Genomic DNA, 14,989 nt, shown 5'->3' with positions numbered 1-14,989 from the left:
TACCTAATACCTGGGATGATGGGCCCGGGCCTCGGCCCGGGCCTCATTATTTTGTACGTGGTCGCCAAGCGAAGGATGCAGAATCGCATCAGTCGGACTTGCGGAAGCTCGCCAGTGCTATCCGTTCGTGCTTGCCGACCAGATCATTGACACGGATGGTCAGGACATACTCCCCGGCAGGCAGAGTGCTGATGTCCAGCGTGCCGACGCGGGACACCTGACGGGTCGATGAGGACAGGGTTCCCGGCTCGACTTGATGCAGTTGTTCGGTCCCGTCGGCGGCGCTGATCACGTAGCTGACTTCGTACTGAGTCTTCCCCTGCTTGTCGAGCAAGAGGTTGTAAACCTCGAAGTAGAAGGCGAGCGACTGGTCGGGGAGATAGACGCGTGAGGGCAGCGGCATGACCATGTGGTCGCCTCGCACGAACAGCGAACCGGGCTCATAGATCGACCAGACGAACGACGCCATTTCGATGTCGGAGATCTCCTGGACTTCGGGCACGATGTACGCCGGGAGGCGGAAGGTCTTGATGTATGTGCCGGTCTTCCCGGTGCAGAGGTCGTTGATCGTGACGGCCAGCGCGAACCGTCCCGGCGGCAGGTCGATGGTCTTCTGTTCCACCATCAGTTGGTGAGTGGGGCCGACCGGTCCGACCAGACGGTGGATCAGCCCCTCTTCACCGAAGACTTCTCTTTGATCTTGATCACGGACAACGAGGGTCCGGCGCAGGGAGATGGACGCAGAATCGCTGTCTCGTCCCAGCTCGGAGAGCGGGTATCCGAGATTCACATCGACGCGCCAATGGCGGCCCTCGCCCCGAAAGCGAACGACATCGAGGGCGTAGTCGATCAAGTTGCGGCCGTACTCGTGGTAGTATATCGCCGGTTGCAGATCGATGGCGCGCAGACGTGAGGCATAGAACTCCCCCATATCCTGGCGCCGTGCCTCGGGATCTGTCACCGGCACCAACTCATAGAAGCCGAAGCCACGCTTGTCTTCGAACTGAAAGGACTGGTCCCAGCGGTAGTAGGTCCAGACTTCGCTGGCGGCGCCTTCGGTGTTGAGCGGTGTCATGAACGGATCGTCATCGCGACCGCCCCCACGACCACCGGGCGCGATGACCTCGTCGCCATCGGGACCGACCCGTCGGATCAAGCGCTCATCGGGTTGACCATAACGGATGTATACCTCTCCCCGATCGTCCCAAGGTGGACCGCCTTTGCCGCCGGTGCCAAACAGGTAGATGGCATGGTAGACGCGGCGTTCATGGTCGATCTGGAATTCGTTTTCGGGTGTGGTCGGAGTCGGGTCATGGTCGGTCCAGAAGCGGCGCAGCCATTCGCGCGACTCGGTGGTGTCGGTGATCGTCACGTACTCGGCAAATCGCTCCGGACCGAGGAGCGCCTTGAGGGCGGCATCGCGCTGGCGTTCGGTCAATGGGGGACGCTCACCGACAAACTGCCGCTCGCCGGCGCAGGAGGCGAGGCAGAGTGCAGACAGTGAGAGCAGAACCCGAAAGAGCGTGGAACTGCGATTCGGGTGTTGAGCGCCGCGTTGACTCTTACCTGCCAAGGGCACGATCTCCATCACCCGATTCACCTCTGGCGGATCGACCTCTCCCAAAGGGAGATGTACTCCGCGACGCAATGCTGTCCCATGTTTGACACCTGCCAAGCAAAAACCCCGACCGGTGGGCGGTCGGGGCTCGCATCTCTTGGTGCCGAAGGCGGGATTTGAACCCGCACACCCGTAAGGGCACTGCGCCCTGAACACAGCGTGTCTGCCAGTTCCACCACTTCGGCGCCGGGGGGATTATCGGCATTTGCGGCGCGGCGGGCAAGGCGATTTTGGCGCGCATCTGGCCAGCCGATCCATTGCGGGCGGCCACACCGGGCCGCCCCTACGAACATATTGCGATTCTACAGTAGGGGCAGGCCTGTGTGCCTGCCCAAGAGTGCCGTCAGTTCTCCGGGACGGCGGTCATCTGGTAGCGGACGATGCGATTGTTGCCGGTGTCGGCGATGAGGATGGTTTCATCGAGGACGGCGATCCCGGAGGGTGACGACAGACCCAGCGAATCGGTCCCCTGTTGCCCGAAGGCGAGCACATAGCGGCCGCGCTTGTCGAAGACCATCACCTGGGCGGCCTCGCGGTGCAGGATATAAACGTTGCCCAAGCGATCGGCGGCGACCGTCTTGTAGTCCGCCAAGGTGCGATGATAGACGTCGGCCGAGGCGTCGGTGATCACGGGGAGTTTGGTGGAGCCGTCAAAGTACTGCACGCCCTGCTCAGGGCCGTACTGGGTGACGATCAGCCGGTATCCTCCGGTCCCGACCGGGGATGTCGCCACACCGGTGGCCGCATAGACTTGGCCGATGGCGGAGCCGCGCCGGAACACATTTGACAACTGCGGGTAGCCCAGAGTGAAACGCAGGATCTGCCCGGACCAGTCCTCGTTCACATAGAACCAACCGGCCGCATCGGGCGAAGAGGTGATGTCCAGCAGGCGCGGCAACAGCCACATGCAGATCGAGTCCCCCTTCCCGATCGGGCGGCAATACTGAAAGGAATCGGCATCGGCGAACGCCACGAAATCGCCATGAGCAAGGAAGCGTCGCACCCAGACGGTGCGGGTGTTGTTGACGGCGACCAGGTTCAGACCCCGATCCTGAGTCACGGCGACGGGGCCGGGCATTGTGTATTGTTCAAGGAAGTTCCCCTCCGTATCAAGACGGACGACCCGATTGTTGACCGAGTCGCAGACGTAGATGGTGCGGTCGTACCCGACCGAGACGCCCCGCGGTCGCACGAACGGAATGCCGCCCGCCCCTGTCCAATGAGGGACAACGGCGATGTAGACGGTGTCGAGGAGGCGGCCGCTGGGGTCATTCTGGATGCCGGTCGGGAGAGGGATCTTCTCGCCGCAGCCGACGACGAGCACAGCACCCGATAGGATGGCTGTACCAAGACAGACGCATGTTGGCAGAATGGACCGCATGGTCTTCACACTGTCATCATCTGACGGAATGCTCGCCGCCGTCGCAAAGCAGACCCCTCGCTCGGCTCGGGGTGACAAGGGCCACGCTGTTCCAAGAGTGGGCCTGTCGTTCCGAGCGCAGCGAGGAACCTGCTGTTCTCGCGACCTGACCGCTCCTACCTTTCGTATGGGTCTCCGAGTTCTTCACCAGCTCCATTTCACACCGAACAGCCAGTGCAAGGGATCATCGTAACCTGCCGGGTCGTCCCAGATCGGCAGGTTGTATCCGGTCGGGGCGGTCTCAAAGAAGTTGTCGCCGGTGGGAATCGGCTCGCCGCGTCGATAGGCGTCGCCGGTCACCGGGTTGATGAGCGTGATGTTGCGGTGGTTGAGCAGATTCGTTGCGGCGATCACCAGCGACAACGTCGTGTGGCCCAGCTTGAAGTGCTTCTCCCACGTAACGTCCAGGGAGCTCCAGCACGGGCCGAGTTCGGAATTCGGAGCGCCGGTGCGGAAGTAGACCGTGTCCGCCGTGGCCGTCACCGAATCGCCGTAGGGTGTGAATCGCTTCCCGGCTTCGGCCCAGAATGAGACATTCAAATCCCAGTTGCGCCAAAGTCCGAGGCCGAGAATGCGCGGACGATTGTCGCCTCCGAATGTCAGACCCGCGGTCAGCGCCACGCGCCAGGGTTTGTCCCAATCGAGGCGGACTTCCTCGAAGAGAACCTCGCTCTCTCGTGTCTGACGTCCGCGCCAGATGTCCGAAGGAAGGGAATGCTCGCCGGTGACCCGCGCCAGGTTCAGCATCCCCGTGGCATGGAATGTCGGGCGGACACGTCCTTCGAGCGTCAACTCCACCCCGCGCGAGAGCGCCGACTGGCGGTTGGCATAAGCATACCAGAATGTCTCGGGAGCATCCGGATCGGGAACCACAACGGTGGCGGCGATGTAGTCTTTGACTTCACGTTGGTAGACGCTGACTGTCAAGGCCCAGTCGGGTCCGCGCAGCCACTTGATGCCGCCTTCGATGGCGGTGGTCCTCTCGGGTACCAGAGCCGGATTCCCGAACAACTGGAAGGTGGCGGGAGAACGGGACTTCAGCTTCGCATACAAGTAGCGGGGATTCGGCCTCTGGGCCAGGCGATCGTAGGAGACATAGAGCGATGCCGACGGTCCCAAGGCAAACGAGAGACCGACGCGTGGCAGGACCCATCCCTGGGCTTGATGGCCGAACACAGTGGACGTGTGGGCGAGGAACTCCTCCCTCATCGTGGGAGTGATATTCGGCAAGGTCGTGTCGTTGACGGCATCCTCCAGATATGTCCCCGGCCACCAGAGTTCTCCGCGCAGGCCGACGTCGAGAACCGCCCCCTGGAAATTGAACCGGCTCTGGAGCCACCCGGCACCGGAGGCGGGATGGGCGCGATAGTAGTCGGTGTTCAGCCCCCCTAATCCGATCCAAGGGCGGAAGATGTCGATCACCTGCACGGTGCCGGAGGAACCCTCGCTTCCGACCGACAGATTCCAATTCGGCCGCGGCGTCCAGCGCAGGTCGGCCTTCAGTGTCTGGGTCTCGGCATAGTGGTCGTACCATAAGTCGCCGTCGCCGACGTCATAGAAGCCGTCTCCTTTTTGAATGGTGAAGAATGTCGAATCGGGGGTCACCTCCACGATGGCCGGGCCGGTGTCCTGCGGCGGCAGGTAGAGATCAGGGCTTTTGCCGTTGGCGTCGGCATGCAGACGGGAGAAGACCCGAGCGGCGCTTACGGTCAATGCCGCATTCTCTCCGGGGCGGTACTCCCAGTGGAATTGCTGTGTGTTCGCCTGGCGTGTGAATGTGTCGTAATCCTGTAAGTTACGAGCATAGGCGTAGGGCCAGCCATAGCTGTAGGTGGCGGTGCGGATCCACGTGTCGAGCACGCTACGGTCCTGGCCGATGTTCGTCTCGCCCGAATGCAGGAAGACCAGACGGTGATGCGGTGTGACGCGCCAAGAGAGCTTGATCAGTGCATGGTAGCGGTCCTCCGAGCGCGGCGTCCAGCGGCTGCCTCCCCACACCGACGAACTGGGGTGACCCGAACCCATGTGCGTGTCGGTCAGGGCGCTTCCCAGGTTCAATACGAAACCCGGCTCCAAGCGGGGATCGTGGGAGACGGACGGCAACCCCAGCGCGTTGAGCGGACCCGAGAGGGATAATTCCGCTCCATCAGAGTTCCAATCGCCCGCGGCGCTGGGCGCGAGACGGTCGGTCGTGTAGGTCACCGTAGCGGTGAGATGAGTCTCCGGATTGCGGGTGTCGATAGCGACAAGGCCCGACGAGGCGGCGCCATTGTCCGGGCCGATTCCCCCGGTCTGCACCTGCAGGCGCTCGATGGCCCGCGGCGACAGTTGTACCGCCATCCCCTGGCGGAGAAACGGATCGGTGACGGAGATACCATCGACCGTGTAGTCGGTCTCATAGGTCCGCCCGCCACGAATATGGACCTCGCGATCGACCTGCGTCACACCCGGTTGCTGCATCACCGCCTCCATCGGCGTGATGCCGGCGCCCTGCGCCAGCTCGGCGCCGGTGACGGCGCGCCGAGTGGCGGGCTCATTGACATCCAGCAGCGCCCGCTCTCCCAGGACGACGATCTCTTCACCCAGAGGGAGGATCGTGGCGGTGAGGCGGACCCGTAGTTGCGTGGCCGTGTCCGGCCGCACGCGGACATTCTCCTGCCGCCAGCGGATGTAGCCGATCATCGAGATTTCCACGGCGTAGAAGCCGGAGCCCAGACCGCTGAAGCGGAAACGCCCCTCTTGGTCGGCGGCTCCACCGCGACCCAAGAGCGGGAGATACACCGAGGCCCCCGGCAGCGGCTCGCCCGTCTTGTCGTCGACAACTGTCACGGCGATCGCTCCGGTTGCGCCGCGCGCGGCCAGCGCCGTCGCGGGGAGCAGGCATACCGCGAGCAGTAACAGGACGCTGTGCACGATGCACTTGGGATGGGTCGGCAGCGAAGTCGGGGACATGGGATCGCGGCGTTGGATGATTGAGAAAGGAAGCCATCCGCGGGGGAATTGGCAACTCCCGCGGGCAACCCAGTTACCCGCTGCGCCCCGGCTCTATTCCCATGGACGGAGAAACCGGGTAACAGGCCCGATCCTTGTTTCAATGCTCCAACGGGAACCGCAACGGCACACTTACGCGTTGAACGAGATTGGCCGCCGGTCTTTATTGCCCCCATGGCCGACCTGCCCGCACCGACTGTGAAGATCATCGCCACGAACCGCAAGGCGAACTTTCGGTACGAAATCCTGGACACATTCGAGGCGGGGTTGGTCCTGGTCGGGACTGAGGTCAAGTCGCTGCGGGACGGCAAATGCAACCTGAAGGAGGGTTACGCCCGCATCGAGAACGGCCAGGCATGGCTTGTCGGAGTCCATATTCCGGAATACACGGCCGGGAACCGATTCAATCATGACCCGACGCGGACACGTAAGCTGCTGTTGTCGCGACGGCAGATACGCCGTTTGGGCGTCGAGACGCAACAGGAGGGGCTGACCCTCGTGCCGTTGCGCGTCTATTTCAAGGGGAAGGTGGCCAAGATCGAGCTGGGTCTTGGACGCGGCAAGAAAGCCCACGACAAGCGTGAGGCGATCGTCAAGCGCGAGACCGAACGTCAACTGCGGCGGACGATGCACCGGCGGCGGTGAATTCCAAGACGCGAAATGGAACAAAAGAGGCCCTCACCCGATCCGCCTCCGGCGGATCGACCTCTCCCCCTCGACTTCGCTCGGGGCGAGCCGGAGGGAGAGGTTATCTGAGACAGAATGAAAGACAGACCAATCGGCATCTTTGATTCCGGGGTGGGCGGACTGACTGTGTTCGACGCCCTGTCGCGGGCCTACCCGGCCGAGCCGCTGGTGTATTTCGGCGACACAGGACGGTATCCCTATGGCGTCCGTTCGAAGACCGTGATCGTCGAGTTTGCCCGTCAGATCACGGGGTTTCTCGACCATCTGGGATGCAAGTTCATCGTGGTGGCGTGCAATTCGGCCTCGGCACTGGCGTTGGAGGAAGTTGTGGCCTTTTCCACCGTGGATGTGATCGGAGTCATCGAGCCGGGGGCAGCCGATGCGGTGGCGGCCACACGCAACGGCCGGATCGGGATCATCGGCACGGAAGCAACGATCAACTCGGGGGCCTACAGCCGGGCATTGAAACGCCTCGCGCCTGACATCGATGTGGTCGCCAGACCCTGCCCCTTGTTTGTCGCGTTGGCAGAGGAGGGATTCGCGGGGAAGCCGGCGACGAGATTGGTCGCCGAGGAGTACCTGACGCCGTTCATCGCCGACGGGATCGACACCTTGGTTCTCGGTTGTACGCACTACCCACTTCTGAAGGCGGATATCGCCGCCGTGTTAGGGCCATCGGTACGGCTGATCGATTCGGCCACGGCGGTGGCACATGCGGTGAGCGCGCGGCTTGTGTCTCGGAACCACCATCGCGAAGCCGCAGAATCGCCGGAGCACCGCTTCTATGTCTCCGACACGCCGGGGCGCTTTCAAATGGTCGGTCGGCGGTTCTTGGGACGGGACGTGGCGCCGGTCGAGGTGGTCGACTTGGAGACATTGCACCAGTATGGTGTGGCGGCGCCGGTTCGCTGAGAATGTCCATGCAATGCGTCTTTCCAGAAAAAAGCAGACCCCTCGCTTCGCTCGGGGTGACAGGAGAATCTCCAATATCCAGAGGGGGGTTGTCGTTCCGAGCGGGGCGAGGAACCTGCTTGTCCCCAAATGAAGGGAATCCGATTCCTTCGCCAGACACGCAGGGTTCGGGAGCACGCGATGATCGCTGACAGCCATCGTGCCCCTTCCCGACTGGTGCTGGCAACCAACAACGCGCACAAGATTGCAGAGATACGGGCCATTCTGGGTCCGCTGCCGATCCGGGTTCTGACGGCATCCGATTTCACCGAGTTCCCTGAGCCGGATGAGATCGGTGCGACAATGGAGGAGAACGCGCGGATCAAGGCCCTGGCCGCCTTTCGGGCGACGGGACTCTGGTCGCTGGCCGATGATTCGGGGCTTGAAGTCGATGCGCTGGACGGCGCACCGGGGGTGATTTCGGCGCGCTTTGCCGGGCCGGGATGCACCTTCGCCGATAACAATGTGAAGTTGTTGAGGATGATGGCGGATGTGCCGGACGATCGACGGACCGCCCGCTTTCGCTGTGTCGCCGCACTGGCGCGCGATGCCGAGACCGTGGAGTTGTTCGAGGGAGTCGTGTCCGGCACAATCACGCGCGAGGCACATGGCGCGGGCGGATTCGGCTATGATCCGGTGTTCTTCGTGCCGGAGCTGGGGTGCACATTCGCGGAGGCATCCGCAGAGGACAAGAATCGGCTGTCGCATCGGGGACGGGCATTCCGGGCGGCGGCCAGGTGGCTGGAAGAACTGGTTCGACCGGGATCAGGGGGCTGAAAGCCCCCTGTCCGCGATGCTTCTGTGTGTGAGGACAGGGGGCTTCCAGCCCCCTGTGGTGGGTGCAAAGCACCCACCCTCCGAACCTCCCGCGGGGCGTATGTGAAAACCCTCCCCTGTCGGATCGGCGGTGACGTATTTTGGGTGCATGTCGGGGTGTGGCGCAGCCTGGTAGCGCACTTGGTTTGGGACCAAGGTGTCGGAGGTTCAAATCCTCTCACCCCGATTGATGATCTTCCGGTCGTAGGAGATGGTGACCAGGAGGGCGGTCTTGCCACCCATTGTCATTCCGAGCGAAGCGAGGAATCTGTTTTTTTTGCCACGTGGAGAGAAACAGCAGATTCTTCGCTCGTATCGGCCCGCAAGCGGGTCGATGCGGCTCAGAATGACTGTGGGGGCTTTGGCGGCGCCTCAGTCGCAGCCATACACACAGCCGCCGTCGCCGTCGAAACCGGCCTCGCCGGCCCCCGTAGCTCATTTGGAAGAGCAGCAGCCTTCTAAGCTGTCGGTAGCAGGTTCGAATCCTGCCGGGGGTACCATCAGTCACAATCTGTGAAGCGAGAATGGCGGGCAGAGCCCGCCCTACGGATCGCATGTCAATGGGGTGCGGTGCCGCGCAGCGTATTCTGTGCCGGTCAGCCCTTGGGCTGACGTTCGCCTGCCTTGGCAGGCGATCTCTCTGATCAGCAGTTCTGACGGACCCTTCGGGTCCGGGGTCAGTCCGAGGGTTCATCCTGAAGGATTCACCCTGAAGGGCTGACCCGCACAACATCGCAGAACGAGAACGGCGGGCATCCCTCGGCTTTGCTCGAGACAAGTAGCCCGCCCTACGGATCCCGGGTCAGTGGATCGCAATCCCCCGTAACGTATTCGGGGTCGCTTCGGTGAGGCGGACGTTGCGGAAGTCGCCGGTGGTTGCCGTGGGGTCGGCAAAGACGACGATGGCGTTGCCGTCGGTGCGAGATTTCCATTCGTGGGCGTTCTTGCGGCTCTCCCCTTCGATCAGCACGCGGACGGTCGAGCCGACCATCGTCTGGTGATGTCGTAGCGAGATCTCGCGCTGCAGGTCGACAAGACGGGTGACACGCTCGGACTTGACGGGTTCGGGGATGTCATCATCCCAGAGTTTGGCGGCGATGGTGCCGACGCGCTCGGAATACTTGAAGATGAAGGCGGAGTCGAATTCCACCTCGCGCATCACGGCTTCGGTCGCGGCGAATTCGGCGTCGGTCTCGGTCGGGAAGCCGCAGATAATGTCGGTCGTCAGGGCGACACCGGGAATCGTGGTGCGAATCTGATCGACCAGACGCAGGAAGCCATCGCGCGTGTAGCCGCGGTTCATCTTCTTGAGGATACGATCCGACCCGGCCTGCAGAGGGAGATGGATGTGTTTGCAGAGGCGGTCGTCGCCGGCGATCACTTCCAGAAGCTGCGCGGGGAAATCCTGCGGATGGGGCGAGGTGAAGCGAACGCGCGCGATGCCGGGGATTTGGGCGACTGAGGCCATCAAGTCGGCGAAGGTCGTGCCATTGTGGCGGTAGGAGTTGACATTCTGCCCCAGGAGTGTGACCTGCTTGTATCCCTGTGAGGCGAGCGTGCGTGTCTCGGCCAGAATGCCCTCGGGATCACGGGAGCGTTCGCGGCCGCGCGTATAGGGAACGACACAGAACGTGCAGTAGTTGTCGCAGCCGCGCATGATCGCGATCCAGGCATTGACGCCCTCGACACGGGTCGGCGCGATGTCGTCATAGGTTTCGTATTCGGACAGCTCGACGGCGGTGCCGCGTTCGCGCAGACTGCGGGCGCGGTCGATCAGGTCGGGGAGATGACGATAGGCATCGGGGCCACAGATCAGATCGACGGCGGGGAAACGCAGCAACAGATCTTCTTTCAGATTCTGCGACATGCAGCCGAGGACGCCGACGATCAGTTCCGGCCGGGCCTTCTTCTCGTGCAGGAGCGCATCGAGCCGCGCATAGATGCGGGTGTGGGCGGTCTCGCGGATGGCGCAGGTGTTGAAGAGGATCACGTCGGCGGCGGTCTCATCGGCCGTGAGCGCAAACCCCCGTTCCCCCAGAATCGAGCCAACCAATTCGGAGTCGTACTCGTTCATCTGGCAGCCAAAGGTCTGAAGGTTGACGCGGGCGAGCGCGGCCAGAGATGATGTCGCTGAATTCATGGCGATCAGATTTCACTGGTTGATGGCACGGCCTCTCGGCTTCGCTCGGGGTCTTCGACACGCGGTGCCCCTGCACCGCGGCAGAAGTCGGAGTCGATCCCAGCTACAATCGTGTCGCTCAGATCATTCTCCCGCGCGTGATCCGGCGGCACTCCCACCCGAAGATACGATCCGGTGAAGCCCTTGCGCCAGCCGTCGGTGTCGACGGTCTCGAAGAGGACCTCGACGGTGCGGCCGATGTGATCGGCGAAGAAGCGCTGCTTTTTCCAGGCGGCGAGGTCGTGCATGATCGCGGAGCGTTCTTTGATCGCGTCCGGGGAGCATTTGTCGGAGAGATACAGGCCGGCGGTCTTGGGACGGTCGGAATACGAGAATACATGCAGGTATGAGAAGGGAAGTTCCGAGACAAAGCGAACGGTGTTCGCGAATCCGCGCTCGGATTCGCCGGGAAAGCCGACCATGATGTCGGTGCCCAGGCCGACATCGGGGATCATGGTCTTCACTTTGTCGATAAAGCGGGCGTATTCGGATGTGGTGTAGACGCGTTTCATACGGGAGAGGACACGGTCGTCACCCGATTGCAGGGGGAGATGGAGATGGCGGCATGCCGCCGGCGATTCGGCCATCCAGCGCAGGAGATCATCGCTGACGGTTGATGGTTCAATCGATGACACACGAACACGCGCCACGCCACGGATACCCGACAGGGAACGGGCGACATCGGCGAGGGTGTGACCGTTGCTCGCATACGTGCCGACGTTGACGCCGGTGATCACCAGTTCTTTGTGGCCGCGGCGGGCCAGTTCGTGACCCTCGGCGATGATGTCGGGGAGGGGACGCGAACGCGCCTGGCCACGAATCCGTGGTAGAATGCAGAAAGCGCAGCAGAAGTCGCAACCATCCTGGACCTTGATGTTGGCACGGGTCTGATGCGGGTAGTATCCGGCCATCGGGTATTCGATCTCGGTCGCATCGGGACGGGGCGAGACAAGCACCGTTGGCTGCCTTGTAAGGGCACGGCCTGCCGTGCCCACGTCAGCCCAAGGGCTGACCGGCACACCGCTGCGGGCGGCGATTGCTACGCCGATTAGATCCGCCAGCGCGAATTTGCGGTCGTTGCCGACGATCAGATCGACGCCGTCAATGGCCGCGACTGTTCCCGGCTCGGCCTGGGCATAGCAGCCGACGACGCAGACCAACGCATCGGGAGAACGACGCCTGGCCTTGCGGATTTCCTGGCGACAACGGGCGTCGGCATGCTCGGTCACCGAGCAGGTGTGGATGACGGCGACATCGGCGGCCGCGCCGTGCTCGACAATCGCATAGCCGGACGTGCGGAACTGTTCGGCGATCAGCGCAGTCTCGGCCTGGTTGAGGCGACAGCCGAGGGTGTAGAAGGAGGCGCGACGAACTCCCTCACCCCTTCGACTTCCTTCGACTGCGCTCAGGACAGGTCGCTCAGGGCAAGCCGATCCGATCCGCCGCGGCGGATCGGATCGACCTCTCCCCCTCACTCCGTTCGGGACATCGCCGGAGGGAGAGGTTAAATCTTGCCGTGCTTTCATGCCGTCGCGGTTTCCATCGGTGTAAGGAATCGATCGTCAATGAGACGGCCCATGCGCGACCGTGTGATGATGGTGCCATCGGGCCAGGCGCCGAGGAGCGATTCGACCAGCTCGCGCGGCTTGACCGAGCGTCCCGCCTTGGAAAGGAGTGTCACCCGCCATCGTGTCGTGCCATTCGGAGTGGCGAATTCCCAATGATCGACAAACTCGGCGGCGTTGATCGTCTTGCGGCGGCCTTCGATGGTGCGCTCGATGGTCCAGCCGCCATTGGCAAGTTTGGACCGCAGACGTGTGTCAAGCGATGGGCCGGCGCCAATCAGATCGGCCAGCGCGCGGGAGTCGAATTCAACCAAGTAGTCGAAGTGGTCGATCAGCGCCTCGATGCCCGGATCGCCAACATGCAGTCTCACCGCGGCACGCAGGGCGAACCCCTCATGCAGATGTCGATTCAGCGTCGCAACCAGCCGCTCGGTGGGCCAGTCCTCTGTCAGTTCTACGTCGAGGTATTCATGATCACCGGCGACCCCGACCGGAAGAGCGGGACCGAAGGAGAGCTTCGGGTGCGGGTGAAAGCCCCCGGAGAACGCCACCGGGAGTTGCGCGCGTCGCGAGGCACGGTGGAACAGCCGCACAACCTCCAGATGCGACAGGTAGCGTGACAGACCGGCCTTGCAGTAACAGAGACGATAGCGATACAGCGGTCCCGGTGTCGGGGCGAACGGCTGCGAACCGGGCCCGGCGCCGACACGATCCCAGCGGTCGGATCGCTCTTCCGGGAACTCGCCGGACTCGGGAGCGACCGGCTGCGGGAGTTTGTCGCGGCCGATGCGGTCCAGCATGGCATTCTTCTCGAGAACCAGATGATCTGCCGAGGCTCCGGCCTGCTCTCGTTCGATGGCGATGGCCTTGAGGTCGCAGTCGACGCCGCAGTCGTAGCAGACCAGCTTCGTAATCCCCTCTTTGGTCTTGGGTGGATTGTGCCGCTTGGGAAGATAGGGCTTCTCGCAGGGATGCCAGAAGCGAGCGGCCAGTCCCTTGCGCAGGTCCTTCAGGAGGAAGTCCCTCGTCACGCGGGAGTCGATGTGATCCCAGACCAGCGGCTCCGCAATGGGCAAGGCCGGGAGGAACTGATCGGGATCGAGATGGCAGGCGGCAAAGGCGGCGGTCCAGTTCTCTTCGCGGAAGTAATCGGTCCACTCGTCGAAACGGGCGCCGTGGCGCCAGGCGCTCTCGATCACTTTGCCCAGACGGCGGTCACCACGGGAAAAGACTGCCTCGAGACGCGACAGGCGGACCTCGTGGCATTTCAGTTCAATGGCGCGGAAGGGTCGCAGGCGGTCGGCGAGCAACCGCTGCTTGCGACGCAGATGGTCGGGATCGTCAAAGGCCACCCACTGGAAGGTCGAATGCGCCTTGGGAACGAAGGATGAAACGGAGATGACGACCGAGGCGCGCCCCACCCCATGGCGCTTGGCGATGCGCCAGACGCGAATGGCGATGTCGGCGATGCCGAGAACATCCTCGTCGGTCTCGGTCGGCAGGCCGATCATGAAGTAGAGTTTCAGACGGGTCCAGCCATTGGCAAAGGCGATCTCGGCGGCGGTGTCGATGTTCTCATCGGTGATCCCCTTGTTGATGACATCACGCATGCGTTGTGTGCCCGCCTCCGGAGCGATCGTGAAGCCGGTTTTGCGGACCTTGGCAATCTCGCGCGCCAATTCCTCGGTGACGCCATAGACGCGCAACGAGGAGACCGACATCGCCGCCCGACGCACCTGCAACTCCGCCATCACCGCCTTGGCCAAAGGCGTCACGCAGGAATAGTCGGCGGTCGACAACGCAGTCAGCGATGCCTCTTCAAAGCCGGTCTTGTCGATGCCAGCGATGATCGTCTGGACAATCGACGCCGGCGTGCGCTCGCGCACGGGGCGGTAGATGATCCCCGCCTGGCAGAACCGGCATCCCTCGGTGCAGCCGCGCGCGATCTCGACGGCGACACGGTCGTGGACGATGTCTCCCTGCGGCACGAGGATGTCGGCCGGGAACGGGAAACGGTTGACATCGTCGACGAGCGCCTTGCGCACAGGATAGGGCGCCGCATCGCCCGGCGCAACATGGACGAAACCGGTTGTTGGGTCGGTGCGTGTGGGATAGAGGGCGGGAACATACAGGCCGGTGATTTCCCCAGCGAGACGGCGCAGTCGTTCCCGTCGCGGGATCCCCTGTTGCTTGAGTGAGTGGTTACCATGTAGGAATGCGGCGAATGCCTCTTCCCCATCGCCGATGATGAAGGCGTCGATAAAGTCCGACATTGGCTCGGGATTGAACACGACCGGGCCGCCGGCAACGATGATGGGATCGTCCTCGCGGCGTTCCTGACGATGGAGCGGAATGCCGCCAAGGTCGAGCATGGTCAGGACATTGGTGTGGGTCATCTCCGATTGCAGGGAGAAGCCGACGACGTCGAAGGACGACAGCGGTGTACGGGTCTCCCAGGAGAACAGCGGGAGGCCATTCTGCCGCAGCAGCGTCTCCATGTCCGGGAAGGGACAGTAGGTCCGTTCGGCGAAGATCCGAGCGTCGGCATTCAGATGCGCATAGAGAATGCGCAGCCCGAGATGCGACATCCCGATTTCATAGGAATCGGGAAAGGCGAGGCAGACACGAATCGCGACCGTCTGTGGGCCTTTGACCGCGCGGTGCAGCTCGCCGCCGATGTAACGGCCGGGTTTCTGCACGCGGTCGAGGAGGCGCGACAGTGTGCGGTCATCGATGGGTGCGGGCGTGGTCACGGTGGATCG

General features: G+C 62.9%; 9 protein-coding genes and 3 tRNA genes. 5 read left to right on the top strand and 7 right to left on the bottom strand.

All coding sequences use genetic code 11. The features are described from left to right. Positions 1 to 88 precede the first annotated feature (88 nt). The 4 genes from AB1792_00630 to AB1792_00615 all read right to left on the bottom strand — a co-directional run bounded on the left by AB1792_00630 (position 89) and on the right by AB1792_00615 (position 5,990). Positions 89 to 1,588: a GWxTD domain-containing protein gene (locus AB1792_00630; protein ID MEW5700722.1), complete on the bottom strand. Its 1,500-nt coding sequence runs from the start codon at positions 1,586 to 1,588 to the stop codon at positions 89 to 91. A 128-nt stretch (positions 1,589 to 1,716) separates the two neighbouring features. Continuing rightward, a tRNA-Leu gene (locus tag AB1792_00625) sits at positions 1,717 to 1,803 on the bottom strand. A 158-nt stretch (positions 1,804 to 1,961) separates the two neighbouring features. Next, the gene (locus AB1792_00620; protein ID MEW5700721.1) at positions 1,962 to 2,999 is read right to left on the bottom strand and encodes an NHL repeat-containing protein; all 1,038 of its coding nucleotides are present in this window, start codon (positions 2,997 to 2,999) and stop codon (positions 1,962 to 1,964) included. A 183-nt stretch (positions 3,000 to 3,182) separates the two neighbouring features. Further along, a complete protein-coding gene (locus AB1792_00615; protein ID MEW5700720.1) occupies positions 3,183 to 5,990 on the bottom strand; it encodes a TonB-dependent receptor in 2,808 nt (935 codons plus the stop codon). A gap of 213 nt (positions 5,991 to 6,203) precedes the next feature. Here AB1792_00615 and smpB point away from each other — a divergent pair, with 213 nt between their 5' ends. The 5 genes from smpB to AB1792_00590 all read left to right on the top strand — a co-directional run bounded on the left by smpB (position 6,204) and on the right by AB1792_00590 (position 8,983). Continuing rightward, the gene (gene smpB / locus AB1792_00610) at positions 6,204 to 6,674 is read left to right on the top strand and encodes an SsrA-binding protein SmpB (protein ID MEW5700719.1); all 471 of its coding nucleotides are present in this window, start codon (positions 6,204 to 6,206) and stop codon (positions 6,672 to 6,674) included. Between the two features lie 117 nt (positions 6,675 to 6,791). Further along, positions 6,792 to 7,628, top strand: a complete 837-nt coding sequence (murI, locus tag AB1792_00605) for a glutamate racemase (protein MEW5700718.1) — start codon at positions 6,792 to 6,794, stop codon at positions 7,626 to 7,628. A 180-nt stretch (positions 7,629 to 7,808) separates the two neighbouring features. Then, positions 7,809 to 8,444, top strand: coding sequence for an RdgB/HAM1 family non-canonical purine NTP pyrophosphatase (gene rdgB / locus AB1792_00600; GenBank protein MEW5700717.1), 636 nt, complete (start codon positions 7,809 to 7,811; stop codon positions 8,442 to 8,444). 152 nt (positions 8,445 to 8,596) lie between these two features. Then, positions 8,597 to 8,670, top strand: a tRNA-Pro gene (locus tag AB1792_00595). A 237-nt stretch (positions 8,671 to 8,907) separates the two neighbouring features. Then, a tRNA-Arg gene (locus AB1792_00590) sits at positions 8,908 to 8,983 on the top strand. A gap of 302 nt (positions 8,984 to 9,285) precedes the next feature. Here the strand turns inward: AB1792_00590 and miaB are convergent. From miaB to AB1792_00575, 3 genes are read right to left on the bottom strand one after another with little or no spacing between them, the layout of a single operon-like run. Next, positions 9,286 to 10,623, bottom strand: a complete 1,338-nt coding sequence (miaB, locus tag AB1792_00585; protein ID MEW5700716.1) for a tRNA (N6-isopentenyl adenosine(37)-C2)-methylthiotransferase MiaB — start codon at positions 10,621 to 10,623, stop codon at positions 9,286 to 9,288. A 5-nt stretch (positions 10,624 to 10,628) separates the two neighbouring features. Beyond that, positions 10,629 to 12,137 (bottom strand): tRNA (N(6)-L-threonylcarbamoyladenosine(37)-C(2))-methylthiotransferase MtaB, encoded by a 1,509-nt coding sequence (gene mtaB, locus AB1792_00580; protein MEW5700715.1) that lies wholly within the window; start codon positions 12,135 to 12,137, stop codon positions 10,629 to 10,631. A 47-nt stretch (positions 12,138 to 12,184) separates the two neighbouring features. Beyond that, a complete protein-coding gene (locus tag AB1792_00575; GenBank protein ID MEW5700714.1) occupies positions 12,185 to 14,980 on the bottom strand; it encodes a TIGR03960 family B12-binding radical SAM protein in 2,796 nt (931 codons plus the stop codon). Positions 14,981 to 14,989 lie beyond the last annotated feature (9 nt).

The organism is Candidatus Zixiibacteriota bacterium (assembly GCA_040752595.1).
In the GTDB taxonomy this organism is placed as follows: domain Bacteria; phylum Zixibacteria; class MSB-5A5; order WJJR01; family WJJR01; genus JACQFV01.
This window is presented reverse-complemented; position numbering and strand designations above follow the sequence as displayed.